The following is a 25,784-nucleotide window of genomic DNA, read 5'->3' as shown; positions in this document are numbered from 1 at the left end:
TCACTGGCTGAGTATCGTCGCGCGGTCCTAGACGCGCTCGGTGCTCTCACTCGAGGGGCGGGGTGACCCGGTGCGTTCTCGCTGGTGGCGGCGTCGCCGCCCGAAGACGAAGAACAGCCATGCGAGAGCGGAAAGGACAGCGAGTGTGACGAGAGCAGACGTGTAGCGTTCGACCCAGACTGTCACCTGCTCCCAGTGTTCGCCGAGGAGCCAGCCGCTCCCGATGAGGACCGTATTCCAGACACTGCTTCCGATCAACGTCAGCAGGCTGAAGCGCCAGAACGGCATGCGGAACGTCCCCGCTGGCACCGATACGACGCTCCGCGCCACGGGCACGAGGCGGCCCCAGAGGACGAACTGGGAACCCCAGCGACGGAACCATCTGTCAGCGTTCTCGAGCGTTTCCGGACCGAGACGGAGGATGCGGCCGTAGCGAAGCAAGAACGCGCGACCACCGTAGCGCCCCGCGAGATAGAGCATGAGCGCCCCTACGTACGAACCGAGGGTCGCGACGCCGACTGCGACGAGCGGGTTCAGGTGGCCCCGGCTGACGAGAAAGCCAGCCAGTGGCAGCACAACCTCCGATGGGATGGGGGGAAACACGGTCTCGGCGATGAGGAGGATAAAGAGTCCGATGTAGCCGAGCGTCACCAGGATATCGCGAATCCAGCTCTCCACGCTGTCGTCCTCCCGCCTCCGGAGGAAGCCGCTCGCGCGACTCCAGCTGATGAGGATACCGGTCACGACACGCTCCGGGACGTCTCCACGTGGAACGCTCGTCGAGCGACCGGCACCTGAGACCTGTTGCTCGAGTACCAGTGCGCTCGCAACGAGTGATCGACCGGGAGATCCAGCTTCATCGGCCCCCGGTGATCGAGAGCGGATACCGATGCGCACGGAGTTTCAGTCCGTCCAGACCAGTTCCCGCTCCGCCTCGATCTTGCTCTCGTCGAACTCGACTCCCATACCTGGTCTCTCGGGTACGCGGATGACGCCGTTCTCTGGTTGAACCGGTTCTTTGAAGAAGAACTGAAGCAACTCGTTCCACTTCAGGAGATATTCGACCCAGGGGGCGACCGGCTCGGGGAGCGCGGCGAGCAGCTGGACCGTTGCTGGAACCGAGTGGCCGTGCGGGATCATGGGAATGCTGTAGGTGCTAGCGAGAGCAGCGATTTTCAGCGTTTCGCTGATACCTCCGGCCCAGTAGATATCCGGCTGGAGGACGTCCAGGGCCTTCCGCTGCAGCCAGGCCCCAAAGCCCCAGCGGGTGTACTCGTGTTCCCCACCCGCGATCGGGATCGGCGAGCGCGCGCGGAGCGCAGCGTAGGCGTCGAGCTGGTCGGGCAGGAACGGCTCCTCGATCCAGCGCAGGCGGTACGGTGCCAGTTCGTGCACGGCTGTGACCGCATAGGGCCAGTCCCAGCTCATCCAGGCGTCGAGCATGAGTTCGACGTCGTCGCCCACGGCGGCACGCAGCGCCGCGAAGAGTGCGATGGTGCGGCGGAGGGCTTCACGCCCCTTCGAGGGCGCCCAGCGCGGGAACCACTTCTGGGCGCGGAAGCCCTGGGCGACCAGTTCGCGAGCCAGGCGCGTCGCTGCGTCGAGCTCGAGCGCGTAACCCAGCGTGCTGGCATACGCGGGGAGTTCCGTCCGTACTGGCCCGCCGAGGAGCCGGTGCACCGGATCCCCGTTCCAGCGTCCGCGGAGGTCCCATAGCGCACAGTCGACGGCTGACAGTGCCATCATGACGACGCCTTTACGGCCGTGGACGAACGAGCGGTACAGCTCGTCCCAGATCCGTTCCGTGGCGAGCGGGTTCGCGCCGATGAGCCGAGGACGCAGTTCCGTGCCGATGACCCGAGCGACGTCGCGGGTGAGAGGGCCAGCCAGGCCAGTTACTCCTTCGTCCGTCTCGATCTCGACGAAGATCTCGCGCAACCGGTACGGCCCAGGGCCGTCCTGCTCCGGCAGCCACCACTCGCGGGGATCCGCGCGATGTTCCGGATAGATATCGATCGGTCGTGCCAGCCGCTCTTCCCAGAAGTGGCCAGCGTAGGGGAACGTGCCGGTGAGTTCTCGCAGGCGGACGGCGACGATCCGCATCGGCCTCTCCTAGTCCTGGAGCAACGCGATCACACGGTCAGCAACTTGTTCGGTTGTCGCCGTACCCCCGAGGTCTGGAGTCAGCACGGTCCCTTCCTGGGTGAGGCGCTCGATCGCCCGGAGGATTCGCGCTGCAGCCTCGGAGAGCCCGAGGTGGTCGAGCATCATCGCGCCGGCCCAGATGGCGCCGATCGGGTTGGCGATGCCGCGGCCAGCGATGTCCGGCGCGCTCCCGTGCACCGGTTCGAACAGCGACGGCATGCCCGGAGCGGACGCCAGGTTGGCGCTGGGTGCGAGGCCGAGACTGCCCATGAGCGCTGCGCCGAGATCGGTCAGGATATCGGCGAAGAGGTTGCTTCCGACCACGACATCGAACCGTTCGGGAGCGCGGACCATCAGGGCTGCGGCGGCATCGACGAGGAGCGAGGTCACGGTGACGTCCGGGTAGTCTTGGGCCACCCGCTGCACCACCTCGTCCCAGAGCACCATACCGTAGCGTTGCGCATTGCTCTTGGTGATGCTCGTCAGGTGCTTCCGTCGCGAGCGAGCGAGCTCGAAGGCGTAGCGCACGACGCGCTCGACGTTGAAGCGCGAGAAGACGGCCGTTTCCAGCGCCACCTCGTGCGCTGTGCCGACGTGCACGCGGCCGCCGACCCCGGCATATTCCCCCTCGGTGTTCTCGCGGATGAAGACCATGTCGATGTCCGCTGGGTTCTTGTCGCGGAGCGGCCCGGCGATGCCCGGGAGGAGGCGGATGGGACGCACATTGACGAAGAGGTCCAGTTGCTTGCGGATCGGCAGGAGGAGCCCCCAGAGCGTCACGTGATCGGGAACATGGGGTGGGTCACCGACGGCACCGAAGTAGATCGCGTCGAACTGCCGGAGCTGCTCGACACCGTCCGGGGGCATGAGGCTGCCGGTCTGCCGGTAGAAGTCGGAGCCCCAGGGAAAGTGGTGCCACGCGAGTTCGGCCTCGCCGGCGACGGCTGCTTCGAGCACCCGCTGACCGGCTGGAATGACCTCCTTCCCCACCCCGTCACCGGGAATGACGGCGATCCGGAAGTGTCGCATCGGTTTCTGCCTCCTGACTTCGTCGGCACTACCCGGCCGGAGCATAGCAGGTATCGAGTCGCGCGAGAAGCAGCGTCACGACGAGCGGAACTGTTCATGTGCCGCTCGGAAAGCCGCGGCTGCTTCCTCGTTGCGCACGACGAAGACGACCCGTTCCGGAAAGCGGGCCCCGCTGGCGGCATGGTCGCGTACGGCTTGCACAATCGCCTGGGCGCAGGTGTCGAGATCGAGCCCACCGACACCGGTGCCGAGCGCTGGGAAGGCGACTGACCGGAGCTGGCGTTCCTGGCAGCGAGCGAGCGCAGCGCGCGTCGCGGCGTAGACGGTCTCGCGAGTGGCCGGGATCATACGGCCGTGCTCGTCGTACCCCATGGCAGCAGCGTGGATGACGGCCTTGTGTGGGAGGCGACCAGCCCCGGTGACCACTGCCTCGCCGACGGCGATCGGCCCCTGGGCAATGGCCTCGCGCTCGATCTCGTCACCCCCAGCCCGCTTGATCGCGCCGGCCACGCCAGACCCCATCCACAGACGATTATTCGCCGCGTTCACGATCGCCTCCGTGTCGACGGTGGTGATGTCACCGATCCGTACCTCGATCGCAGGTTCGGTCATGGTGGTACCTCCGACGGCTATGGGTCGAACTCGCTCTCGATCGTATCGTATGCCGATCGAGGTGTCCGTAAGCGGCCCTCGGCTCAACGATCACCGACCGAAGCGGGCGCAGTGAGGGAGCTGGACAAGCATCGAGGGCGCAGCCTAAAAAGGGCGTGGGACGTGTGGCTCGGTGTGGAGCGGGAGGGAATCGGAGGATGGATTTCACGTTGTCGGAACAGCAGCGGGAACTCCAGGCTCGAGCACGCTGGTTCGCGGAGACGGTCGTCAAGCCGGTCGCTTCGCTGTACGACCAGGAAGAGCGTCACCCGCACGAACTGATCGTCCAGGCACGGCAGGAGGGGTTGACGGAGATCACGATTCCAGCGGAATACGGCGGGCGAGGACTCGGTGTCCTCGAGCTGGTTCTCGTCGCCGAGCAGCTCGCCTGGGCGTGCGCTGGCTTCACGGCAGCGGCCTGCTCGAGCTGCCTGGCTGGCGAGCCGATCGTCATCGCTGGGAGCGAGGAGCAGAAGCGACGCTGGCTGCCGCGGCTCGCGGCTGGTGAGTACGCGAGCTTTGCGCTCACCGAGCCGGAAGCGGGATCGGACGTGACGGCGCTGACCACGCGTGCCGAGCGGCGCGGCGATGTCTATGTCCTCAACGGACACAAGCGGTGGATCGGTAATGCGCCGATCGCCAGCTTCTTCGTGGTCTTCGCCAAGACTGACCCGGATGCCGGTCGCAACGGGATCAGCGTGTTCGTCGTCGAGCGCGAGTCGCCGGGGATCGTCACCCGGCCCTTGCGCAAGCTGGGACAGCGAGCGATATCCAACGGCGAAATCGAATTCCATGACGTGGTCGTGCCCGCCTCCAATCGGATCGGCCGGGAAGGCGAAGGTTTTGCGATCGCGATGCGAACGCTGCGCCGTACGCGCCCGATGGCTGCAGCCTTCGGCGCCGGTATCATCCAGCGCTGCCTGGACGAGTCGTTGGCGTATGCCCAACAGCGGCGGACGATGGGGCAACCGATCATCAAGCATCAGGCGATCGGGCACAAGCTCGCGGAGATGCGGATCCGTCTCGACGCCGCTCGCCAACTGACCTATTTGGCTGCCTGGCTGGCGGATCGCGGTGAGGACAATACGCTCGCTGCAGCCGTGGCCAAAGCATTCGCGGCCGACAGCGCGATGTGGGCGGCGACCGAAGCAGTTCAAGTGTTCGGTGGGAATGGGTACAGCCCTGACTATCCGGTCGAGAAGCTGTTCCGCGATGCGAAGCTCTTGCAGATCTACGAGGGCACGAGCGAAATCCAGCGCACTATCATCGTCCGGGAACTCGTTCGGCTCAGCGGAAACCGCCGCACCGTCGGTTGATCGTCCTCCAGTGCAGGCTCGTATGGCTGCCTTCGCTGGGGCTCGAGCGACCTTGTCGGGTTCAGAACGCTTTTCGCTGGTGGTGACGGTGCGCGGTGGGAATCGGTCGAGGAGTGCGCGATGTCCAGCTGGTCATTCCGCTGTACATATTGTGGTGCACAGTTTCCGCCCGAAACACTCGTCTGGCGTTGCCTACGCTGTAGAGGCGTGCTCGCGGTCGACCCACCGCTGCTGCTCGATCGCGGAGCGATCGAAGTGTCGACCTCGACGCTGTGGCGATATGCACGGGCGCTCCCGGTCGAGCCGCCGGCACGGACGCTCGGAGAGGGAATGACGCCGCTCGTCCCTGGCCAGCTCGACGGCGAACCGGTCTGGTTCAAACTGGATTTCCTGCTCCCGACAGGATCCTTCAAGGATCGAGGCGCCAGCGTGTTGGTCGCCTTCCTGGCCCGAGCTGGTGTCCGGCGAATCGCGGTCGACTCGTCCGGCAATGCAGCTGCCGCTTTGGCTGCGTACGCTGCCTCGCATGGGCTGGAGGCGCTGGTCTTCGCACCCGCTGACACCGCGTCGGAGAAGCTGTTGCAGTCCCGTGCCTATGGCGCGCGGGTCGAGCTGGTGCCCGGCCCACGTGAGGTGGTCGCGGCTACCGCTCAGGCCGCTGCACAGGAACCCGGAACGGCGTATGCCAGCCACAACTGGCACCCGCTGTTCGCGGAGGGGACGAAGACCTGGTTGCTGGAGGTGTGGGAGCAGTTGGGTGGAATGTGGCCGGCGGCCTGCTTCGTCCCAGCCGGGGGCGGAAGCCTGGTGCTCGGTGCTGCGCTCGCGGTGCAGGGTGTTGGGACTCCAGGGCCAGTTCTCGTCGCTGCCCAGCCGGAGTCCTGTGCCCCGCTGGTGCGTGCCTGGGAACGACAGACTCGTGAGGTGGAACCCGTAACGCCGGGCCCGACACTGGCGGAGGGAGCGCGGATCGGCGCGCCACCACGGGGCGTGTTGCTCTTGGAGATTCTCCGCCAGTGTGGTGGGTGGCCGGAAGCGGTTCCCGAACCGCAGCTCGTCGAGACCGTGCGTCTTCTCTGGCGTCAGGGGCTCTACGTGGAGCCGACTGCAGCGCTGGGTGCGGCGGCGTATCGCCTGGCTCGTCGCCGGGGCTGGGTACCGGATGGGCCGGTCGTGATCGTTCTCACTGGCAGTGGGCTCAAGGCGGGCACGGTGGTGCGGCACGTGATCGACCAGGTCTAGGGTCGTGCAGCCCGTTCGTTCACGATCGCAGAGGGCATAGGGTCGTGCGTGGTCAGAAGATGTGTCTCGTTCAGCGCCGAGCGATTCGGCCAGAAGGAAGGACAGAAGAGAGCGGTTCCGACGAGCCATCCGCTACCCGCTCCCCGTAAGCCGTGACGAGGTTTCACCTCCCCACTCGGCGCCGGTCTCGACCGCCCCCGCACACGTTCCAGGGCCATGTGCGGTACGTGTCGATCCGGTTGTCCGGGACGAACGTCCGGCTTTCGCTGGACGCCTCCGAGCGGGTCGTCGCCGACTCCTCGGAACCGCATCTCCAGTACAGCACACCGAAGGCCGGTTGTCAAGTGGTCTGAAGAGCGTATCGCTCCTGATATCGCACCCGTGCGTGGACAGCCCCGAGCCGCTCCTCCTTGCGCTCTCGTTACGAACCAGCCCGGAACGTGCGGATGTACGCCAGTATCGCCTCGAGATCGGCATCGGAGAGCAACGCAGGCGGGTAAGCGGGCATCCCTTCGTCGGTGCCCTCGCGGATGGCGCGGACAGCACGCCGGTCGGTTGCACGGAGCTGGAGGAAGCCGGGTGCGTTGCCGCGAGGGCCGTGGCAGGACACGCAGCCGAGGGAGAAGTAGAGCGCAGCGCCGCGTGCTGCTCCATTCGCTGCTGGATCGGCTGGCCGGAGATCGTCGGTGGAGGGCGTGGGAACGACCGGGAGCGGCTGCGCAACGCTGGACCGCAGCGTTCGCAGGTAGGCGATGACGGCCCAGATCTGCTCATCGCTCAGGCGGGCGGCGAAACCCGGCATGCCGGTGAAACTGAGGCCGTGTGCGATGATCCAGTAGAGCTCCGCGTCGCTGCGTGCCTGCGTCTCCTCATCGTCGAGCCGGCTGGCTGGGGGATAGCTCAGTGTGCCGAACCAGCCTTTCCCATCGGCATCCGCGCCATGACAGGGAGCGCAGGTTCCGAGATAGACGATCCGCCCGGTCTCTACCCCACGCGAGCCCACCGCGGGCGGTGTTGGCGCGTTTCGGCTGCCGACGGCAGCGGCTCGATCGATCGCCCACCGGCTGAGCGTCCGTTCGAAGGGCCACGCAGTTCGGTGGGAGAGCAGTGCCGGGCCCGCGAACCATAGGATGCACGCTGCGAACAGCACGGTAGCGATCATCCCGCTGGCGAACCAGAGCAGCCGACCAGGCCATCGGCTGCTGGACCACTCCTTTCGCTGTTCCTCGGAGGTCCGACCCATCACCGTCTCCTCTCCTCGAACTGCGCGTACCGGGCTGCCATGAGACTACCGCAAGCAGCGTCACCGATCCGTGCACTCGGGTTGTCGGTCACCGGCTCTTTCCCTGAGCTTCCGGGACCGGAAAGTCATCCGCTTCCGAGGGCAGCCGTTGTCGAGGTCGCGCGCTCTGCAGCGGCCGACTACCGGTGGGAGACGATCGGGACATGCCGGAGGCCGTAAACGCTTCTGGGCTCGCGGGGACGGCACGGGCAGGAAGCCGCCAACGAGCATGCGTGCGACACCGAGCGAGAACCGGGGGCGCAGCCCGTCCGGGAGCGTTGTTGCGCTCTGGAGCCCGTCAGCGTGGTCGGAAGGGTACCTGAGGGCTCGGTACAGCTCGAGACGGCGTATCGCCGCTGCACAGGACGCCTTCGAGTGCCGACGCGGAGGGCCGTCGCGTCTGGAGGCGACCGACGACCCTCCGCTCCATGTCTCGCGGTTCAGCGAGCGGGTCCCTGTGACCTCGAGCGGCGCCACCACGTAGCCAGGCTGCCGGTGAGACCACCAGCGAGAACGAGAGCGACGAGGAGCACGAACGGCCATGCTCCCCGCTGGTCGTGTGGCTGTCCAGTCGCTGGTGGGAGTTGTGCTGGTGGTGTGGATGTCGGGACGGTGCGGGGTGTCGGTGTCGCCAAGGCTACAGTGGGGTACGGAGCGACTGTCGGAGGTGCGGTCGTCGGCGTGACGAGGGCGATCGTCGGCGACGGCGTCGGAGCAGTTGTCGGTGTCGCGGCGGTAGCGACGAGGATCGTACCCTGCATGCCGAGTGTGCGGTGATTCCCGACCGGGCAGTACATCTCCCACTCACCGGGTTCAGTGAGCGTGAACGTGGCCTGTCGTGTCTCGCCGGGCATGAGGTTCGTGGCGAAGAGTCGCTGTTCGATACCTCGGTCTTCCAGCTCCACTTCGAGGTTGTGCTGCGCACCGCCCGCATTGGTCACGACGAACGTCACCGGCTCGCCGAGAGGTACGGTGATGGTCGCAGGGGTGATCGAAAACTCGGTGAGCGTGATCGAGACGGTGACATCTGGCGCTGCCGCGTCCACGTCCAGCTGGAAACTCATCCGGGAGCGGGCGGCGAGGGCATGGCTCGGCAGGAGAGAGCAGAGCGATGAGCGTGAAGAGGACGACAGACCTGACTCGCTTTCCCATTTCTGGCCTCCCCCGTCCTTCGGTGGCTTGTACGATGGTGGGTGCACCCGAAGGAATTACGCGTGGGAAGACCGTGCGGATTGAGATGACTCAGCGAGCACCTGGCACGGGAATACCGAGTGCCTGGAGCAGGAGCGTCGTCGCGAGATAGAGGAGGATGAGCATGAGGAGGCGTCGGAGCCAGACCCCTCGGATCCTTCGGCCGAGGCGGGAGCCGAGTTGTGCACCGAAGAACACCCCGAGCATCGCCGGGATAGCGACCTGTGGGACAAGCAGATCGTTCGCGTAGTAGAGGAGTGCGCTTCCGACGACGGTGACACCGACCATGTAGCTGCTCGTCGCGGCTGCTGCCTTGACCGGGACCCGCATGAGAACGTTCATGAGCGGGACCTGAACGATGCCGCCGCCGATACCGAGGAGGCCGGACAAGAAGCCAGCCACCGTGCTGAGCAGGGCACCGAAACCGACGAGTTGCGGAATATAGTGGACTGTTCCGCCGATTGCCGGATCGTAAAAGCTGCCGCCGAGTCCGAAGCGGTCGGAGCCGACCGTGACGGGGTGAGCGCTCGCACGGTGAAGGCTCATGAGCGCGATCATCGCATAGAGCGTGATCGCGAAGATGACGCGGAGAAGGGTAATCGGGGCTGCCGTCACCAAGAGGGCACCGCCGATCGCACCAACCGTCGTGGAGATCAGGAGGAGCAGGGCGAGCCGGAGATTGACCATGCGATGGTGGAGGTACACGGAGGCACTCCCGAGCGAGTTCACGATCACCGCGAGCGCGCTGGCCGCGATCGCGGCCCTGATCGGGATGCCGAGAAAAGCAGAGAAGATGGGGACCATGAAGACTCCCCCGCCGACACCGACCATCGCGCCCAGCGTTCCCGATACCGCTGCGACGAGGAAGATCGCGAGTTCTGCAGCGTGACTCATCGAGTGCTCCCGATCGTGCGCGCGATCGGTAGTACTGCGACGACCACCAGCAGGATGACGACGAGAAGCGTCGTGCGGCGATCACCGCGCCGTGCGCAGTATGCGAGTATCATCAGGAGCCCGGTGACGGGGCCGAGTGTCGCGCATAGGAGGGCGATACTTTCGACTGCAGCCGGGTTACCCTCGAGGAGCTGCAGCGGGAGTTCGCTGAGCGGAACGGTCGCAGTCTCCATGCTCCCGTCGCCGAGGAGATCGAGGATGAGGCCGAGCGTGAGGAGCGCGAGCGCCACCCCGAGCCAGACCCGGTACAGCTGGGCGAGGAGCCCGGAGAGCTCGCTGAACTGTGTCTCCCCACACTCGGTTCGTTGTCTCGCTTCCGAAACGCTTCGGGCTCGTTGCATCTTCGGTGCTGCTCATCGCGATCTTGGGCCGCCCAGCAGCGCCAGGGCTGCGGGCTCCATCGTACCACACGACCAGGTGGTCTCTCTTCCGGCTCTCGTGCAACTCGTTCAGCCGCCGACGATACCGGCCAGGCCAAGCACGAGAATGATCAGAACAGCGAGTGCGATGCTGACGAAGACAACGTCGCGCTCCAGGATGAACAAGACCAATGTCAGTGCGACCCGGGCTGTCGGGGTGAGGATCAGGACGAGCAGGCCGAGGCGCATGATGTCGTCCGGCTGACCGTGGACGAGGCCAGTCAGGATGGCCTGCGGGCTCGTCTTCAGTACCCCACTCTGAAGCGTCAACAATTCGTGCAAGGTCTGCGGATCGCCCGGTTGGGGTCCCCGTACGAAGAAGAGCACGAGCCCGATGGCGCCGATGGTCGCCGCGACGAGCACACCGAACCGCAAGACGAGGCTGACCAGAAGATCGATCCGTTCCTGGACAGGATTGAGCACGTTTGTTTCGGGTGAACCGTGCTGTATCGATCGGTCACGCATGTCACCACACCCCCAATCCACGTAGGAACATCTGGAAGGCGATGACCAGCAAGATCGGAATGAACAGCTGGCGCACGCGCCGGTTCGTCATCCGCAGCAGAAGTTGCGCCCCCACGAGCGAGCCAGCGAGGACACCGAGCATGACCGGTGTCGCGATGAGCGGCACCACATCCCCTCGCCAGAAGTAGATGCCAGCACTGGCTGCTGCCGTCACGCCGATCATGAAGTTACTGGTCGCCGTCGAAACCTTCATCGGCATCCGCATGCCCCAGTCCATCGCCAGCACTTTGAGAGCACCGGCGCCGAGTCCGAGGAGTGCCGAGGCGAGCCCAGCTACGAACATCATCGCGAAACCGATCGGGACACGGGTCACCTCGTAGCGCACGACCCGTCCGAGGGCACGATCGGGATACGCGCTCCCCAGGCGGAGATGCCGAGCGAACCAGTCGGGTTGCACGCCGGTCGGGATTTCCTCACCGAGGCGACGCGCCATCGGTCCGAGGGACAAGAGGAGAAAGCCTGCGAAGAGGAAATAGAGTGCGCGACCGGGCACGAAGGGTACGAGCAACGCCCCGAGGACGGCGCCCGAACTCGTCGCTAATTCCAAGAAAATCCCAGCCCGCACGTGCGTGAGATGGTCACGGACATACGCAGCCGCGGCACCGCTCGAGGTGGCGATGATCGAGACGATGCTGGCACCGACCGCGAGATGGATATCGAGCCGGAAGACCAGTGTCAGCAATGGGACGATCAGGATACCCCCGCCGAGGCCAATGAGCGAACCGAGCAGTCCAGCGAGGAACGCGAACAGGAAGAGGCCGAAGACGAACAGTTCGATGCCGAGCACTGACCGACTCCTTTCCTGCGACCAGTACCGGGGAGCCTGAGCACTCGAAACGGGGCGGTGAGCGGTCGCACCGGAAGGTCTGCCAGGATTCACGCCAAACCGATAGCCATACCGGGGTAGTAGGGCTCGCTGCCGCCATGCAGGGTGCCGGTCCGGTCACGCAAGATGCCTCCCGGGCAGGCGAAGGGGACATCGGCGAAGTCCTCGCGCACGATCTGGACCCGATGGCCGCGACGCTCGAGTTCACTGATTACTCTTCCGTCGATGCGGCTGCTCACAGCAGTCGGTTCGACGCTGCAGTCGATACGGGGGGCGGAAATGGCTGCTTGGATACCGAGCCCATGATCGATCACGTTGCTCACGACCTGCGCGACGGCATCGATGATCCGTCGCCCACCCATCGCGCCGAGCACGAGGAACAGCCCATCGTCCTGGAAGACGAGTGTCGGCGACATGTTGGCGAGCGGTCGTTTACCCGGTTCGATCGAGTTCGCGCGCCCGGGTTCCGGGTCGAACCAGAGCATCCCGTTGTTCATGAGGATCCCGGTACCCGGGGCGACCACGCGTGAACCCCACGCGGAGAGGAGCGTTTGCGTGAGGGCGACAGCATTGCCCCAGCGATCCACCACGCCGATGTGTGTCGTCGAACCAGCACCGTAGTTGGGGAGCGAACGAGCGTAGAGACGTTGGACGCCGAGACGCCGTGGATCGCCGGGCTCGATCCGTGCCCGTGCCTGCTCGCCGATCTCGCTCGCCCGCTCGCGCGCGTAGGCTGGATCGGTGAGCGCAGCTACCGGCACTGGAACGAAACCTGGATCGGCGAGATAGGCGAACCGATCGACGAACGCCTGCCGGAACGCTTCGATCAGGACATGGAGGGTGCGACTCGAATTGTGCCCGTATTCGGTGAGCGGGAAACAGTCGAGGAGATGCAGGGATTCGAGCACCGTCGGCCCGCCACTCGGTGCGGGCGCGGTAGCGATGCGGTAGCCGCGGTACTCTCCCCAGAGCGGTGCGGACAGGCGAACGGTGTAGCGCTCGAGGTCCTCCATCGTGAGGATGGCGCCCAGTGCACGCAGGCCTTCGACGAGCTGCCGTCCGAGCTCACCGCGATAGAATGCATCGGCACCATCGCGCGCGATCGCTTCGAGCGAACGGGCGAGATCGGGCTGCCGGAGGATCGTCGGCTCGAGTCCGGTCCGCACCGGCAGTGGCAGGCCGTCGCGGGTGAAGACCGCACGGGTCGATGGATACTGCGCGAGTAGGGCAGCGTCTTGTGCCATTTCGAGACTGGTATGCCAGCTGACGGCAAACCCGTCTCGTGCGAGGCGAATGGCGGGTTGGAGGAGCTCAGCGAGCGGTCGCGTTCCGTAGCGCTCGAGCGCCGTCGCTAGTCCCGCGACCATGCCGGGTACCGCGATCGCGAGCGGTCCGTGCACGTTCGCATCCTTCTCGACCGCTCGCCAGCCGAACCGGGTCGCACCGGTAGCGGGGAGCAACCGGTAGAGATCAGGGCGGGCGGCCAGTGGAGCACACATACCGAAATCGATCGCAACGGTCTCCTGGCTCTCGGCGAGGTGGATCAGCAGAATACCGCCGCCGCCGATCCCGCTCATGAACGGCTCGACGACTCCGATCGCGAACGCTGTGGCGACCGCCGCATCGATCGCATTGCCGCCGTCAGCGAGCACGGCGACTCCGACCTCGGCTGCCAGCTCGTGTTGGGCGACGACCATCCCATGCCTGCCCACCGCTTCGGTGCGGTCGATGATCCACTTGCTCCGGCTCATCGCACTCCTCCAGGCATGCGCACGTCGAACCGCGTCCAGCCTATGCTCGAGAAAGGTGGTCTGCAAGAGCAGCGGTCGGGGATCGTGAACAGCGCGAGACGTATCGCGAACCGTGACGACTGCCAGCGGGGGCGCGTGGGCGCTGGATACGGTACCGCGTGAGCGCACGTCCAGTGCCTGTACTGAAGCCTGCGCACGCTCGAGCTTGACAGGCCGTGGAAGGAGAAGTACGCTCCGGTTGGGCAGAACATTTGTGCGTCACGGAGGACCAGCGATGCGGGACGAACGGCGGGAGGACGAGCAGGCACAGGTCATCCAACCGCCGCTCTTCGAGCTGGGGAGGGACGGCAAGCTCCGCGGTACGGTCGGCCTCTTGCCGGTGCTGACTGCCGAGTCGTCGCTCGATGTCGCCCGTTTCTGGTTCCGTCGCTATCTCGAGCAGTCCGGTCATCCGGTCAACACCGTCAAGTCCTACAGTTACGACCTGGCGGTCTTCGAGTCGCTGGTCGGTCCGAAACCGATCGCCCAGATCGACGAACGCGATGTGGCGACGTTTCTGGAGCAGAGTCGTGGCCGGTCGACACGCAAGCGGCGGTTGACGACGCTGTCGACGTTCTTCAAGTTCCTGATCACGCGTGCCAAGGTGATCGAGCACGACCCGACGGCAGCGTTCTACTCGGATCGGATTCCGCTCAAGACGCCCCAGCCGTTGTTCCCGGAGGAGCAGGAGCGCTTACTCGCTGCGGCAGCGGCCGAAGGCCCGCGGACACACCTGGCGATCTGGCTGATGTTGCGGCTGGGCCTCTCGCGACACGAGGTGCTCACCTTGCGCGCCTCGCACATCGACTGGGCCGATCCCGACAGACCGGTGGTCTATGTCTTCGCCGAAGGACAAAAGCGCCGGCTGCGCGAACGGAAGCTCGCCGGTAACCGCGAACTGACGGAGATCTACCAGCGCTTGCTCGAGGAGGAAGGACCACAGGATCGGCTCGTGCCGATCCTCCCGCAGTCGCTCAACAAGCTGGTCGAGCGAGTCGCTGCTGCCGCAGGCATCCAGAAGCCGGTCTCTCCGCAGACGTTGCGGCACACGTTCGCGGTCGAGCAAGCGAAGCGGGGCGCGAGCGAAGACGAGCTGCTGGAACTCCTGGGACTGGCCGATGATGCCCGCAACCGGCTCAGCGTGCGGCGGTACATCCGCCTGGCGGCACCACCGCTCGACCCGCTCGCGGGATCGCGGGAGTCGAGAGTGACGTAGCGATGCCTACAGGCGTTCGCGCAAAGGGAGCCAGGTGAGCACCACGTCCAGTACGAACGGGAGCGGTTGGGCGGTGTCGACCGTGAGATGGGCGAGTCCGGCAATCGGCTCCATCGTCTCGCCGTAGCGGGCGCGTTGCTCGAGGTAGATCGGCCAGGTCGCCTCGCTCGCTTGACCCGGCTCGTGGGCCCGATAGCGCAGACGTTCTTCCACGATCTCCGCAGGGCAACAGCACTCGACGAGCATCGGTCGAGCACTGTAGCGCGTGGCGAGCGCACGCGCTGCCTCACGCCATTCCCGGTCGAGAAAGGTCGCGTCGAGCACGACCGACCGGCCGGTGGCCAGTTCTGCCGCAGCGCGCTCGAGGAGCGCCCGGTACGTCGCTCGCGTGAACTCGGGTCCGTAGATATCCGTGCCGTACGGTACCTCGACGCGTCGCTCGACCGGCACGCCAGCCAGTTCTTTGCGGACGATGTCGGACGAGTAGAGCGCGATGCCGAGGCACCGTGCCAACCGGCGAGCGAGCGCACTCTTCCCTGTCCCCGACAGGCCGCCGATCAGGAGCAAGAGCGGTTCGGCCGGCTCGACCAGGTACGACGTCGCCAGGTCGATGTACCGCTCGGCCTGTGTCCGCACTGCGGAGAACTCATCGCTTTCCGGAGCGAGCTCCGCCAGCCGGAAGCAGTTGACCTTGTTGCGCACATGGGCGCGGTACACGCTATAGAAGTGCACGAGCAGCGGGAGTTCCGGATCGTCGAGCGCATCGCTCGCGCGGAGCGTGAGCCAGCGTGCGAAATCGCTCCGACCGTGGTGGTCGAAATCCATGCTGAGGAAGGCGAGATCGACCGCGACGTCGCCGCAGCGGAGCCGCGGGTTGAACTCGATGCAATCGACGATCTGGAAGCGTGGCGGTGACTCGGACTCGACGAAGATGTGTGCGAGGTGGAGATCGCCATGCCCCTCGACGATCCGCCCTTCGGTAATGCGGCGCTGGAACAGGTCGAGCCGCTCGCGGAGAAACCGCTCGCTGATCGAAGCGATCCAGCGGTGCTGAATGGGAGCGAGGACGACACCGATGAACGGCTCAGTCTGCTCCAGGTTCTCACGAATGTTGAACCAGATCGCTTCCGGAGTCCCCCACTGGTCGATTTCCGGACTCCGCGCAGCCGTCCGGTAGAACGCGGCGAGCCGGTCAGCCAGTGCGCTGACCAGCTCCATCGGCAGACTGCCGCGCTGCACGCGGCGCAACAGGGTCTGCTCGAAGTCGAGCCGGCGCATCTTGACAGCGTACTCGACGATCTCGCCCTCAGCTTCGACCCGAAGGTGCGAGCCCACGCGAGCGATCGGTACGACCCCAAGGTAGACACCATCGGTCAGCCGTTGGTTGAGCAGGACTTCTTGCTCGCAAAAGAACCGTCGGCGCTCGAGCGTGCTGAAATCGAGAAAGCCGAAGTTCACCGGCTTTTTGACCTTGTAGGCATAGTCGCCGACCAGGAACACTAGCGAGATATGAGTCTCTTCGACGTCGATCCGGTCGACCGGGAACGGATAGGCCTCCGGCCGGCTGAGTTCGCTGAGGATCAGCGCGCGATGCGCTCGCGAGAGATCGTCCTGCACCGTCATGTTGCACCCTCACTGGTGCCAACGCTAGCGCAACCGGAGCGATCCGGCAACCTCGATCTCGGTGCGGAGGACGTGTGGCGTATCATGAGGACGGATCGACCGGGAGGTGGTGGATGCGGAGGGTGGCGGCGGTCGTCATCTCGATCGGCCTGATGGTCGCGCTCGCAGTGTGGGCACCGGGTGCCCGAGCTGCGCAGTTCGTTGCAGGGCCGTCGGTGACGGTCGGAACGGAAGAACGACTCGACGACGAGCTGTATGCGGCAGGGAATGCGATCGAGATCGACGGTGACGTCACGCGGGACGTGTTCGCTGCTGGGGGAACGGTCGCGATTTCTGGTCGGGTCGGTGGTGACGTGACGGTGGCAGCCGGCTCGATCCGGGTAAGCGGGCCGGTCGCTGGGAGCGTACGGGTCGCTGCTGGCACTGTCGAGCTCACTGGGCCGATCGGTTGGGATCTCGCCGTGCTGGGCGCCGAGTCCGTAACGGTCGGGCGCACGGCGACGATCGCTCATGACGTGACGGTCATCGGCGCTGGAACATTGACGGTCGACGGCACAGTGCGTGGGAATGTCCGCGGCAATGTCGACATGCTCGTGGTGAACGGCCGTATCTTCGGTGATGTGGACGTGAACGCGAATCGTGTGGAGATCCGCGACGGAGCGCAGATCGACGGCGCCTTCCGGTACCGGGCTCCGCAGCCAGCGACGATCGCGCCTGGTGCACGGATCGTGGGACCACAAGCGTACACGCTGTCGCCGGGTACGACTGGTGGACCGCAGACGACGCTGGATCGGGTGCTCAGCTGGCTCTCGACGGTCTTGCTGCGGCTGGGCTGGGCACTGGTCGCTGGTACCTTGCTCGTGCTGGCTCTACCGCGTCAGACCGCGCTGGTGGCTGATACGTTTCGTCATGCACCGCTCTGGTCACTCGTGTGGGGTCTCGTGGTTTTCGTCGTGTTACCGATCGCTGCGCTCGTGCTCGCCGTGACCGTCGTCGGCCTCTCGGCCGCGCTGCTGTTGCTCGGTCTCTACGTCGCCGTGCTGTACCTCAGCCAGGTTTTGGTCGGGATCGCGCTGATTCGCCTCCTGCCGGTGAGCGCGCTCCGGAGCGACCGTCGTCTCGTGCTCTGGCTCGCAATGGTGGTGGGGACGACGCTCGTCCTCGTCTTCCGGCTGCTCCCGATCCCGTTCGGCTGGACGGTCTGGTGGAGTCTCCTGTTCGGTATCCTCGGACTCGGAATGGTGTGGACGGCCCTGTCCGGCTGGGGCGTGCACCGCGTCGTACCCACTGCAGCCGCACCGGCTCCTGCACCGGTCATCGAGGACGCTTCCTCGACGGAGCCGATCGTACGATCGGAGACGGAACGGTCCGGAGGAGCAGACGAGACGCGCGAGGAGCGGTGAATGGCTGACCGCATTCTGCTCGAGGGACTGCAGTTCTACGGTTACCACGGTGTGCACCCAGAGGAACGCCAGCTCGGCCAGCGGTTCGCGGTGGATCTCGAGGTCGAGCTCGATCTCGAACCGGCTGCGGTACGCGATGCGCTCGCGGAGACGGTCAACTACGGAGCGCTGTACCAGACCGTGCGGCGTGTCCTCGAAGGCGAGCCGCGGCAGCTTCTGGAAGCGGTCGCTGGGGAGATCGTCCGTGCCGTCTTCGCGGAGTATCCGCCGGTCGCGGCCGTGCGGGTACGGGTGTGGAAACTGTCGCCACCGATCGCCGGGGCAGCGATCGGCCGGGTCGGCGTCGAGCTCCGGCGGACCCGACAGGAGATCGAGAGCGCGGAAAGGAGCGGAGCGGGATGACTGGAACGGTGCTCGAGGCGCCACGTGTCGCCTATCCGCCGTTCGACCGGTGGCCCTGGGGGCGGCGGACATTCGTGATGGGCATCATCAATGTGACGCCGGATTCGTTCAGTGGCGACGGCTTACTGGGGCGGTTGGACGAGGTAGTGCGCCGGGCTCAGGAGATGGTGGAAGCCGGGGCTGACATCCTCGACGTCGGGGGTGAGTCGACCCGCCCTGGCCATATTCCGGTGCCGGCTGAAGAGGAGTTGCAGCGCGTCATCCCCGCGATCCGCGCGATCCGGGAAGCGCTGCCCGAGGTACCGATCTCGATCGACACGAACAAAGCGGTGGTGGCTGAGGCGGCGCTGGCTGCTGGGGCGACGATGATCAACGATGTCCGTGGACTGGCTGGCGACCCGGACATGCCAGCTGTCGCTGCCCGTGCCGGGGTACCGGTCGTGATCATGCACGACTTGCCGATCGAGCGCGCTGACGAGCTGATCCCGCGGCTCGTCCGCGATCTCGCGCAGCGGATCGAGCGGGCTCTGGCAGCCGGTGTCGAGTGGGAACGGATCATCATCGATCCTGGATTCGGCTTCGGCAAGGAGCCAGAGTTGAATCTCCTCATGTTGCGCCGCCTGCGTGACCTCACGCTATTCGGTCGCCCGATCCTGGTGGGGACGTCGCGCAAGCGGACGATCGGCTACGTGCTCGGCACCCCGCCTGACGAACGGCTCGAAGGGACGGCAGCGACAGTCGCGATCGCTATCGCCAACGGCGCGGACATCGTTCGGGTGCATGACGTCAAGGAGATGGTGCGGGTCGTCCGGATGACCGATGCCATCGTGCGGGGAACGTGGTGATCGCCTATATCGGGCTCGGCAGCAACCTGGGTGATCGTCGAGCGACGCTGCGTGCAGCCGTTCGACGTCTCAGCGAGCACGGGCGGATCGTCGCAGTCTCGTCGCTCTACGAGACCGAGCCGGTCGGATTCCGTGACCAACCATGGTTCCTGAACGCGGTCATCGCGTTGGAAACAGATCTCGACCCGCGTGAGCTCTTGCGAACGCTCCTCGCCATCGAGCGCTCGTTTGGGCGGGAGCGGACGTTTCGGAATGCCCCCCGGACGCTCGATCTCGACCTCCTGCTCTACGATGGGGTCGTCGAAAACTCAGTGGGCCTCACCGTTCCGCACCCGCGGCTGCACGAACGGGCCTTCGTGCTGGTTCCCCTCGCCGAGATCGCGCCCGACGAGGTGCATCCGCTGCTCGGGCTTCCGGTACGCGTCCTGCTCGAGCAGTTGGGTGATCGAGCGACCGAGGTGCGGCGCGTCGACGGTCCTGAGTGGGTGAACGGGGATGCAGTGGCATGAGCACGAGCCAGACCAGGAGCAGGGTCCTCGCAATCGATATCGGCAGCTCGTCGGCACGAGCGGCGCTGTTCGATGAGACTGGGCAGATCGTGGCGGGTACGCTGCGACGCGTGACCTACCGGCTCGAGACGGGGCCGGACGGGCGCGCGGAACTCGACGCTGGCACGCTCGCCGAGCGGATCGAGAACCTCCTCGATGCGGTCCACCAGGCAGCTGGCTCGCCGGTCCAGGCCGTGGGGATCAGCTGCTTCTGGCACAGTCTGGTCGGGCTCGACCGCCAGGGATGCCCAGTCACCCGCGTCTCGATGTGGGCCGACACGCGAGCGCGTGCAGCAGCACTCGAACTGCGTGCCCGCGTCGATGCAGCAGACCATCACCGGCGGACCGGAGCCTACCTGCACCCCAGTTACCCGATCGCGCGCTTCGCGTGGCTGGTCGAGCGTCTCCCCGAGCTCCGCACGACAGTCGCATGCTGGTGTGCGTTTCCCGACTATCTGTTCGTCCGCTGGACCGGTTCGTACCGGACATCGGTCTCGATGGCGTCGGGGAGCGGTCTGTTCGATACCTGGCGGCTCGACTGGGACGAGGAGTCCTGTGCAGCCGTCGGGCTCGATCCGCACCGGTTGCCGGTGATCGACGATGCCGATGGGAGGCTGGTGCCGGCGTACGCTGCGCGCTGGCCACGGTTCGCCGATGCGGTCTGGTATCCAGCCTGGGGCGACGGGGCCTGCAGCAACGTCGGAAGCGGTGCGGTCGGTCAAGACCGTGCGACGATCATGATCGGCACCTCGTCGGCCATCCGGACACTCTGGCGCGGTGAGCCGCTCGTCGTACCCTGGGGCTTGTGGCTCTATCGGTTGGATCGGGAACTCGTCCTCGCTGGGGGTGCACTCAGCGAGGGTGGGGACTTGATCGACTGGATCCGGCAGCGCTTCGTGCTCTCTCCCGAGCCAGCGCTCTGGGAGCGTGTGCAGACACTCGAGCCGGGATCGACCGGTCTGCTCTGGCTCCCGACGATCGCGGGCGAGCGCAGCCCGGGCTGGCCGGTCGATGCGAGTGCTGCGCTGGTCGGTCTCCGCCTCAGCCACGATGGCGTCGCGGTGCTGCGTGCCGCGCTGGAAGCAGTTGCCTGCCGGATCGCTGAGGTGGTCGACCTGTTGCTCGAGATCAGACCGGGGATCGAGGTGTTCATCGGCAGCGGCAATGCGCTCCTGGGCATACCGGGCTGGGCGCAGATCGTGGCCGATGCGACCGGACGCTCGCTCCTACTCGCTCCCGATCCTGAGGCATCGCTGCGCGGTGCTGCGCTGGTGGCGTCGGCACGACTCACCGGCCGCCCGCTCGAGCACCTGGCTCGCTCCGATGTCGCGCAGTGGACGTGCATCATGCCGAACGAGACCGCAACGCAGGTCTTGCGACGTCAACAGGAGGCGATCAGAACGCTCCACGTTGCTCTGGCACAGCTGAACGTGGTACTGAGGAAGGAGTGAGTGGACGATGGAGCTGCAGGGCCGGGTAGTGGCAGTCTGCTCGAGTCCGCAAGGTGGGATACCGAAGTACCGGCGGCTCGAGATCGAGGTTGGGATGGACGGCGTGGTCGGCGACTACCACGCTGGGCCGTACAACCGGCACAAGAAGCGAGGCGAGCTGGAACCGAACACCCGGCAGTTGACGATCGTCGCGCAAGAAGTACTGGACGATGTCAACGAGGAACTCGGTATTCAGCTGGAGCCTGGCTTTCTCGGTGAGAACCTGACCGTGGTCGGGCTGGGCGACCTGAGCGATCTCGAACCGGGTGATCTGCTGATCGCTGGGGCAGTGATTCTCGAGGTCACCGCACAGAACAAGCCCTGCAGCACGGTGGCCGTCTACCATCCGCAGCTCGTCAAGACGCTGTATGGACGGCGCGGGGTGTGCGCGATCGTCCGCCGTCCGGGAATCATTCGGCCAGGGGATCCCGTGATGGTGCAACGTCGTGGGTGTTAAGCGTTCGCAGCCTGTGACGCGGCGTCCTGCCAGGGCAGTCGCTCGCCAGCCTCGCGGAGCGCGCGGACCTTCCGCCGTTGTGCACGATCGAGTTTCATCAGGAGATGCAGCAGCTGCTCCTGCTCCTCGAGCGTGAGCCCGGCGAATTGCTGGATGTGCAACTGCTCTTGTTTGGGAAGCAGCTGCTCGCAGTATTCTTGCCCCTTCTCGGTCAGATACAGTCGTTTCGCTCGCCCCTCGGGCACTCGCTTGATCAGCCCTTGTCGCTCCATCCGCTGGAGGAGCTGCGTGACATTCCCTGGTGTCACGAGCATGCGTTCGGCGAGTTCCTGCTGGGTGATCCCTGGACACTTCGCGATATGGAAGATCACGTCCAGCTGGGCGAACGTGAGACCATGCGCGTACGCGTGGGCGGCCGACTCGCGCTCCGTGCGGTAAGCGATCCGCATGAGATAGATCCAGGCCCGCACCGCCGGATGACGAGTCCGCGTCGGGATCGGTGAGCAAGGATTCTGCTTCTTCTCCATCTCCTCTATCCCACTTGTCAAAACCGTGAGGTCACAGCTGAAGTCATTGTAGCGTGTACGCTGGAATCATGGAAGTCTCCCAGTCGTTCCGGTGTTGCCCCATGTGTTCCGGTTGCTCCCTGCCAAAAGTCGAGTGCCCGACCCTCCAGTGAGCATTGTATGATGCACGGTTCGTGTAGGCAGCACGAGTCCGTTCAGCGATCGCGTATGCCGAGTGCACGGTGCAGGCATGCTGACTCGGTCGTCGCGTGCCAGTATTTCACGAGTTACGGATGTTCGCGATTCGACAGGTGAGACAGTACACTCGATGGGTACGGTAACCTGGGGGCGACGAAACGATGGCGGATGCATTGGTGCTCGCTGGAATCCATCACATCACGGCTGTCACGGCTCGTGCGCCCGAGAACCTGCGCTTCTGCACGAGGGTACTCGGACTTCGGCTCGTCAAGAAGACGGTCAACCAGGACGATGTCTCGGCGTATCACCTGTTCTGTGCCGATCGTGTCGGCACACCGGGGACGGAGGTGACCTTCTTCGACTGGCCGCACCTTCCGCCGCATCAGCCTGGGCACGGCGAGATCGCGCGGATGGCCTTGCGTGTCGGTAGCCGTCAGGCGCTCGACTGGTGGTTGGCATGGCTCGATGGTCACGGTGTACCGGGCCTCGAGCGCGGGAGCTATGCTGGGCGCGACGCGCTGTTTTTCACCGATTTCGAGGGACAGCGGCTGGCGCTCGTCGATGACGGTGGCGTACCCGGCGGCGTGCCGTGGGAACGTTCACCCGTTCCGCCGGAATACCAGGTGAAGGGGATCTTCGCGGTGACGCTCGTCGTGCGTGCGCTGGAGCCGACTGCGCGTGTGCTGGTCGATGTGCTCGGTTTCCGGCTGCGTGCCGAGGGGCGCGGTACCTCTCGCTCGGCACTGTTCGAGACGGGATCGGGCGGTCCCGGGGCGCTCGTCCTCGTCGAGGAGCGTCCGGACCTGCCGAGGGCCCAGCTCGGTGCCGGTGGTGTCCACCACGTCGCCTTCCGCGTACCGGACGATGCGACGCATCGTGCCTGGCGCGAGCAGATCGCGCAGGCGGGCATTCCGGTCACGCCGCAGATCGATCGCTTCTACTTCCGCTCGCTCTATTTTCGCGAGCCGGGAGGGGTGCTGTACGAGCTCGCGACCGACGGACCAGGCTTCGCGGTCGACGAGGACGTCGAGCATCTCGGCGAGAAGCTCTCGCTCCCACCGTTCCTCGAGCCGCGCCGAGCGGAAATCGAAGCGCACCTCCGGCCGCTCGAGCCGGTGGAAGCCGAGAATCGCTGACGAGACGGAAGCGCCGGGGTGTCGCCCCCGGCGCTGTCTCTCGAGATGCCGTTTCGACCGGGCTCAGCGCTTCAGTCCCTCGCGGTAGCGCTGGGCGACGGCATCCCAGTTGACCACGTTCCACCAGTTGGCGATGTACTCAGGGCGCCGGTTCTGATACTTCAGATAATAGGCGTGCTCCCAGACGTCGAGTCCCATCACCGGGTACAGGTTGTCCATGTACGGGCTGTCCTGGTTGGGGCGGGTGATGATCTGGAGCTTGCCGTTCTGGTCGAGGACCAGCCAGGCCCAGCCGGAACCGAACACGCCGGCCGCAGCGGCCGAGAACCGCTCTTTGAACTGCTGGAAGCTCCCGAAGGTCTCAGCGATCGCTTGCGCGAGGTCTCCCGTCGGCTCGCCACCGGCGTTCGGCCCCATGATCTGCCAGAAGATCGTGTGGTTGGCATGGCCTCCGCCGTTGTTGCGGACGGCCGTCCGGATGTCCTCCGGGATCTCGTTGATCCGCCGCAGCAACTCCTCGATCGGCATGGCCGGAAGTTCCGGATGCTTCTCCAGTGCGGCGTTCACGTTGCGGACGTAGGCACCGTGGTGCCCGGTGTGGTGGATCTCCATCGTCCGTGCGTCGATGTACGGCTCGAGCGCGTCGTACGGATACGGCAACGGTGGGAGTTCGTACGGCATCGGGACCCTCCCTTTCCCTCGACAGGCCAACCGACAGGCGGTGCAGTTGCCCTGATGGCTCGTCGGTTCGGATACTGCACCGCTCGGTTGAAGTATGACGCAGAATCCACGCCAAGCAAAGGTGCATGACGAAAAACCGCCGGTACGATCCTCGAAGACCAGCGGTACGTCGTCGAGTGCTCGCCTCGCGTCCCCTGACCGCGGAGCGACGGTCGGCCGAACCGGCTCGTGCTCCACTTCCGTGCCAAGCTAGGCCGACCGTCGTCCTGGCTGGGTGCGTTCGACGATGCTGGCAGCAGCGACGACGAGATCCTCGCGCCAGGGCCCGGCGACGAGCTGGATCCCGACCGGTAAGCCGTTCGCTGCTATGCCGGCTGGAACGCTGATCGCTGGCCAGCCCAGGAGATTGAACGGTGAGGTCAACCAGCTCGAGCGCGGTGACCACTGGCCGAGCCGCGGAGCAGTGTTGGGAGTTGTGGGCAGAGCGAGGAGCTCGCAACCGTGTTCGGCGAGGTTGGCAGCGAACCGATCGCGAGCGCGGGCGGCGAGTCGCTGAGCGACGACAGAGGCCCAGTTGGGGTAGGCGAAGCAGCCGAGCAGGCGGAGACGGAAGAAGTCGCCGTACCGGCTCCACCACTCGCGTGCCAACGGGCCATGCAGCGCGGCGATCTCCAGTTGGGCGATCGCTGCGCTCAGAACACGGAGTTCCGCGAGCTCCGGCAGGTCGAGCGGCAGGAGCGTCGCGCCGGCCTGGGCCAGACAGTCGAGCGCTGGTTCGAGCGTTTCGCGAACCTCCGGATCGGCCAGCGGTTCACCACCGGACGAACACAGAACGGCGACGCGAACCGGCAGTCGCTCAGCGCGTGCCGCTGCGAGGAGGTCCGGGAGCGGCGCCGGGCGAGTCCGGGGATCCCGTGCATCGGGGCCGGCGATCGCCGCGAGGGAGACTGCCGCATCAGCCACCGTGCGCGTGATCGGTCCCAGATGGTCGAGCGACCAAGCGAGTGGGAAGACACCGGCCAGGCTCACTCGGCCGAACGTCGGCTTGAGCCCGACCAAGCCACAATAAGTGGCGGGAATCCGGATCGATCCACCAGTATCGGAACCGATCGCCATCACCACCATACCGGCACCGACCGCAGCTGCCGATCCACTGGAGGAGCCGCCAGTGTCGTACGCCGGTGCCCGGGGATTGCGTACCGGGCCGTAGTGCGGATTGGTGGAGGAACCGGCGTAGGCGAACTCGGGGAGGCGCGTCTTGCCGACGATGATCGCTCCGGCTGCACGGAGTCGCTCGACGACTGTCGCGTCACGCTGGGCGATGCGTCGCGCGAGAACGGTCGAGCCAGCGGTCGTCGACACACCGGCGACATCCACCAGATCTTTGAGCGCGACCGGGAGTCCATGCAGCGGGCCACGGTCGATACCGCGAGCCAGCTCGGCGTCGGCTGTCTCGGCCGCGGCCAGTGCCTGGTCAGCGAGCACGAGCTGGAAGGCGTTCAGGGTCGAGTCCTCGCTGGTGATCCGTTGGAGTGCCTGCTCGACGAGTTGCCGGCTCGTCGTCTCGCCCCGACGCAGGCGGCTGGCGAGGGCGAGAATGTCCGGAAGCTCATCGGGGCCGGAGCCCGGGAGAGACGGAATCTCGGCAGGGAGCGGCGTGCGGTCGCGTAAGAGGTCAGGCAGATCCTCGACAGCCAGCTCGCCAGTCGCCAGTTGGTGAAAGGCGAGAGCGGTTGCCAGGAAACCCTCGGCGCGTGCCTGTTCGAGCTCCTCGCCGGCTGGAGTCACGCCGAGCGCGGCGAGATTCTGGCGCACCAGTGCGAGCGGATCGAAAGACGTCACGACTACCCTCCGTCGTTCCGGGTGATACCGTCGCTTACTGAAGGCATCGTATCCGATGTGCCCGATG

25 protein-coding genes are annotated in these 25,784 nt (G+C 65.8%); 10 read left to right on the top strand and 15 right to left on the bottom strand.

All coding sequences use genetic code 11. The features are described 5' to 3' along the window. Window positions 1-27: 27 nt before the first annotated feature. The 4 genes from OO015_RS03580 to OO015_RS03565 form a co-directional block, all read right to left on the bottom strand. On the bottom strand, window positions 28-678 hold the full coding sequence (locus OO015_RS03580) for a DedA family protein (protein WP_265939842.1): 651 nt from the start codon (window positions 676-678) through the stop codon (window positions 28-30). Between the two features lie 225 nt (window positions 679-903). Beyond that, window positions 904-2,103: an enolase C-terminal domain-like protein gene (locus OO015_RS03575; RefSeq protein ID WP_265939840.1), complete on the bottom strand. Its 1,200-nt coding sequence runs from the start codon at window positions 2,101-2,103 to the stop codon at window positions 904-906. A 9-nt stretch (window positions 2,104-2,112) separates the two neighbouring features. Next, on the bottom strand, window positions 2,113-3,174 hold the full coding sequence (locus OO015_RS03570; RefSeq protein ID WP_265939838.1) for a tartrate dehydrogenase: 1,062 nt from the start codon (window positions 3,172-3,174) through the stop codon (window positions 2,113-2,115). Window positions 3,175-3,249: 75 nt separating this feature from the next. Continuing rightward, entirely contained in the window at window positions 3,250-3,786 is a 537-nt protein-coding gene (locus OO015_RS03565; RefSeq protein ID WP_265939836.1) for a macro domain-containing protein, read from the bottom strand. A gap of 197 nt (window positions 3,787-3,983) precedes the next feature. Here OO015_RS03565 and OO015_RS03560 point away from each other — a divergent pair, with 197 nt between their 5' ends. Further along, a complete protein-coding gene (locus tag OO015_RS03560) occupies window positions 3,984-5,141 on the top strand; it encodes an acyl-CoA dehydrogenase family protein (RefSeq protein ID WP_265939834.1) in 1,158 nt (385 codons plus the stop codon). A 120-nt stretch (window positions 5,142-5,261) separates the two neighbouring features. Then, the gene (locus OO015_RS03555) at window positions 5,262-6,383 is read left to right on the top strand and encodes a threonine synthase (RefSeq protein WP_265939832.1); all 1,122 of its coding nucleotides are present in this window, start codon (window positions 5,262-5,264) and stop codon (window positions 6,381-6,383) included. 421 nt (window positions 6,384-6,804) lie between these two features. On the opposite strand, the gene OO015_RS03550 is transcribed toward OO015_RS03555, so the two are convergent. From OO015_RS03550 to ggt, 7 genes are all read right to left on the bottom strand, one after another. Continuing rightward, window positions 6,805-7,626: a cytochrome c gene (locus OO015_RS03550; protein ID WP_265939830.1), complete on the bottom strand. Its 822-nt coding sequence runs from the start codon at window positions 7,624-7,626 to the stop codon at window positions 6,805-6,807. A gap of 479 nt (window positions 7,627-8,105) precedes the next feature. Further along, on the bottom strand, window positions 8,106-8,711 hold the full coding sequence (locus tag OO015_RS03545) for a cupredoxin domain-containing protein (RefSeq protein ID WP_265939828.1): 606 nt from the start codon (window positions 8,709-8,711) through the stop codon (window positions 8,106-8,108). Window positions 8,712-8,907: 196 nt separating this feature from the next. Continuing rightward, window positions 8,908-9,750, bottom strand: a complete 843-nt coding sequence (locus OO015_RS03540; protein WP_265939826.1) for a sulfite exporter TauE/SafE family protein — start codon at window positions 9,748-9,750, stop codon at window positions 8,908-8,910. Beyond that, complete coding sequence (locus OO015_RS03535; protein WP_265939824.1) at window positions 9,747-10,151, bottom strand: hypothetical protein; 405 nt, start codon at window positions 10,149-10,151, stop codon at window positions 9,747-9,749. Before OO015_RS03535 ends, OO015_RS03540 begins: the two co-directional genes overlap by 4 nt. A gap of 108 nt (window positions 10,152-10,259) precedes the next feature. Then, a complete protein-coding gene (locus OO015_RS03530) occupies window positions 10,260-10,694 on the bottom strand; it encodes a DUF1634 domain-containing protein (protein ID WP_265939822.1) in 435 nt (144 codons plus the stop codon). A gap of 1 nt (window position 10,695) precedes the next feature. Beyond that, window positions 10,696-11,541 (bottom strand): sulfite exporter TauE/SafE family protein, encoded by an 846-nt coding sequence (locus OO015_RS03525; RefSeq protein ID WP_265939821.1) that lies wholly within the window; start codon window positions 11,539-11,541, stop codon window positions 10,696-10,698. A gap of 89 nt (window positions 11,542-11,630) precedes the next feature. After that, on the bottom strand, window positions 11,631-13,331 hold the full coding sequence (gene ggt, locus OO015_RS03520; protein ID WP_265939820.1) for a gamma-glutamyltransferase: 1,701 nt from the start codon (window positions 13,329-13,331) through the stop codon (window positions 11,631-11,633). A gap of 274 nt (window positions 13,332-13,605) precedes the next feature. On the opposite strand from ggt, the gene OO015_RS03515 reads away from it, so the two are divergent. Further along, window positions 13,606-14,586, top strand: coding sequence for a tyrosine-type recombinase/integrase (locus OO015_RS03515; RefSeq protein WP_265939819.1), 981 nt, complete (start codon window positions 13,606-13,608; stop codon window positions 14,584-14,586). A gap of 6 nt (window positions 14,587-14,592) precedes the next feature. On the opposite strand, the gene OO015_RS03510 is transcribed toward OO015_RS03515, so the two are convergent. Next, on the bottom strand, window positions 14,593-16,209 hold the full coding sequence (locus OO015_RS03510) for an AAA family ATPase (protein ID WP_265939818.1): 1,617 nt from the start codon (window positions 16,207-16,209) through the stop codon (window positions 14,593-14,595). 113 nt (window positions 16,210-16,322) lie between these two features. Between OO015_RS03510 and OO015_RS03505 the strand changes: the two genes are divergently transcribed. From OO015_RS03505 to OO015_RS03480, 6 genes are read left to right on the top strand one after another with little or no spacing between them, the layout of a single operon-like run. Beyond that, window positions 16,323-17,612, top strand: a complete 1,290-nt coding sequence (locus OO015_RS03505; RefSeq protein ID WP_265939817.1) for a bactofilin family protein — start codon at window positions 16,323-16,325, stop codon at window positions 17,610-17,612. Beyond that, window positions 17,613-18,014 carry a dihydroneopterin aldolase gene (gene folB / locus OO015_RS03500; RefSeq protein WP_265939816.1) on the top strand — a complete coding sequence of 134 codons (402 nt, stop codon included), beginning with the start codon at window positions 17,613-17,615 and terminating at the stop codon, window positions 18,012-18,014. Next, window positions 18,011-18,859, top strand: a complete 849-nt coding sequence (folP, locus tag OO015_RS03495; RefSeq protein ID WP_265939815.1) for a dihydropteroate synthase — start codon at window positions 18,011-18,013, stop codon at window positions 18,857-18,859. The genes folB and folP overlap by 4 nt, the downstream gene beginning before the upstream one ends. Next, on the top strand, window positions 18,856-19,368 hold the full coding sequence (gene folK / locus OO015_RS03490) for a 2-amino-4-hydroxy-6-hydroxymethyldihydropteridine diphosphokinase (protein WP_265939814.1): 513 nt from the start codon (window positions 18,856-18,858) through the stop codon (window positions 19,366-19,368). The genes folP and folK overlap by 4 nt, the downstream gene beginning before the upstream one ends. Then, window positions 19,365-20,858, top strand: a complete 1,494-nt coding sequence (locus OO015_RS03485) for a gluconokinase (protein ID WP_265939813.1) — start codon at window positions 19,365-19,367, stop codon at window positions 20,856-20,858. The genes folK and OO015_RS03485 overlap by 4 nt, the downstream gene beginning before the upstream one ends. A gap of 7 nt (window positions 20,859-20,865) precedes the next feature. Continuing rightward, window positions 20,866-21,354, top strand: coding sequence for an MOSC domain-containing protein (locus OO015_RS03480; protein ID WP_265939812.1), 489 nt, complete (start codon window positions 20,866-20,868; stop codon window positions 21,352-21,354). Here the strand turns inward: OO015_RS03480 and OO015_RS03475 are convergent. Continuing rightward, entirely contained in the window at window positions 21,351-21,881 is a 531-nt protein-coding gene (locus tag OO015_RS03475) for a MarR family winged helix-turn-helix transcriptional regulator (RefSeq protein ID WP_265939811.1), read from the bottom strand. The two genes, OO015_RS03480 and OO015_RS03475, sit on opposite strands and share 4 nt — an antisense overlap. A gap of 338 nt (window positions 21,882-22,219) precedes the next feature. Between OO015_RS03475 and OO015_RS03470 the strand changes: the two genes are divergently transcribed. Continuing rightward, complete coding sequence (locus OO015_RS03470) at window positions 22,220-23,194, top strand: ring-cleaving dioxygenase (protein WP_265939810.1); 975 nt, start codon at window positions 22,220-22,222, stop codon at window positions 23,192-23,194. 63 nt (window positions 23,195-23,257) lie between these two features. Here OO015_RS03470 and OO015_RS03465 read toward each other — a convergent pair whose 3' ends face one another. Then, on the bottom strand, window positions 23,258-23,875 hold the full coding sequence (locus tag OO015_RS03465; protein WP_265939809.1) for a superoxide dismutase: 618 nt from the start codon (window positions 23,873-23,875) through the stop codon (window positions 23,258-23,260). A gap of 249 nt (window positions 23,876-24,124) precedes the next feature. Continuing rightward, complete coding sequence (locus tag OO015_RS03460; RefSeq protein WP_265939807.1) at window positions 24,125-25,717, bottom strand: amidase; 1,593 nt, start codon at window positions 25,715-25,717, stop codon at window positions 24,125-24,127. Window positions 25,718-25,784: the final 67 nt, after the last annotated feature.

The sequence above is a fragment of the Thermomicrobium sp. 4228-Ro genome (assembly GCF_026241205.1).
Classification (GTDB): Bacteria; Chloroflexota; Chloroflexia; order Thermomicrobiales; family Thermomicrobiaceae; genus Thermomicrobium.
Note: the sequence above shows the minus strand (reverse complement) of the source record. Positions and strands in the feature narration are given on the sequence as shown.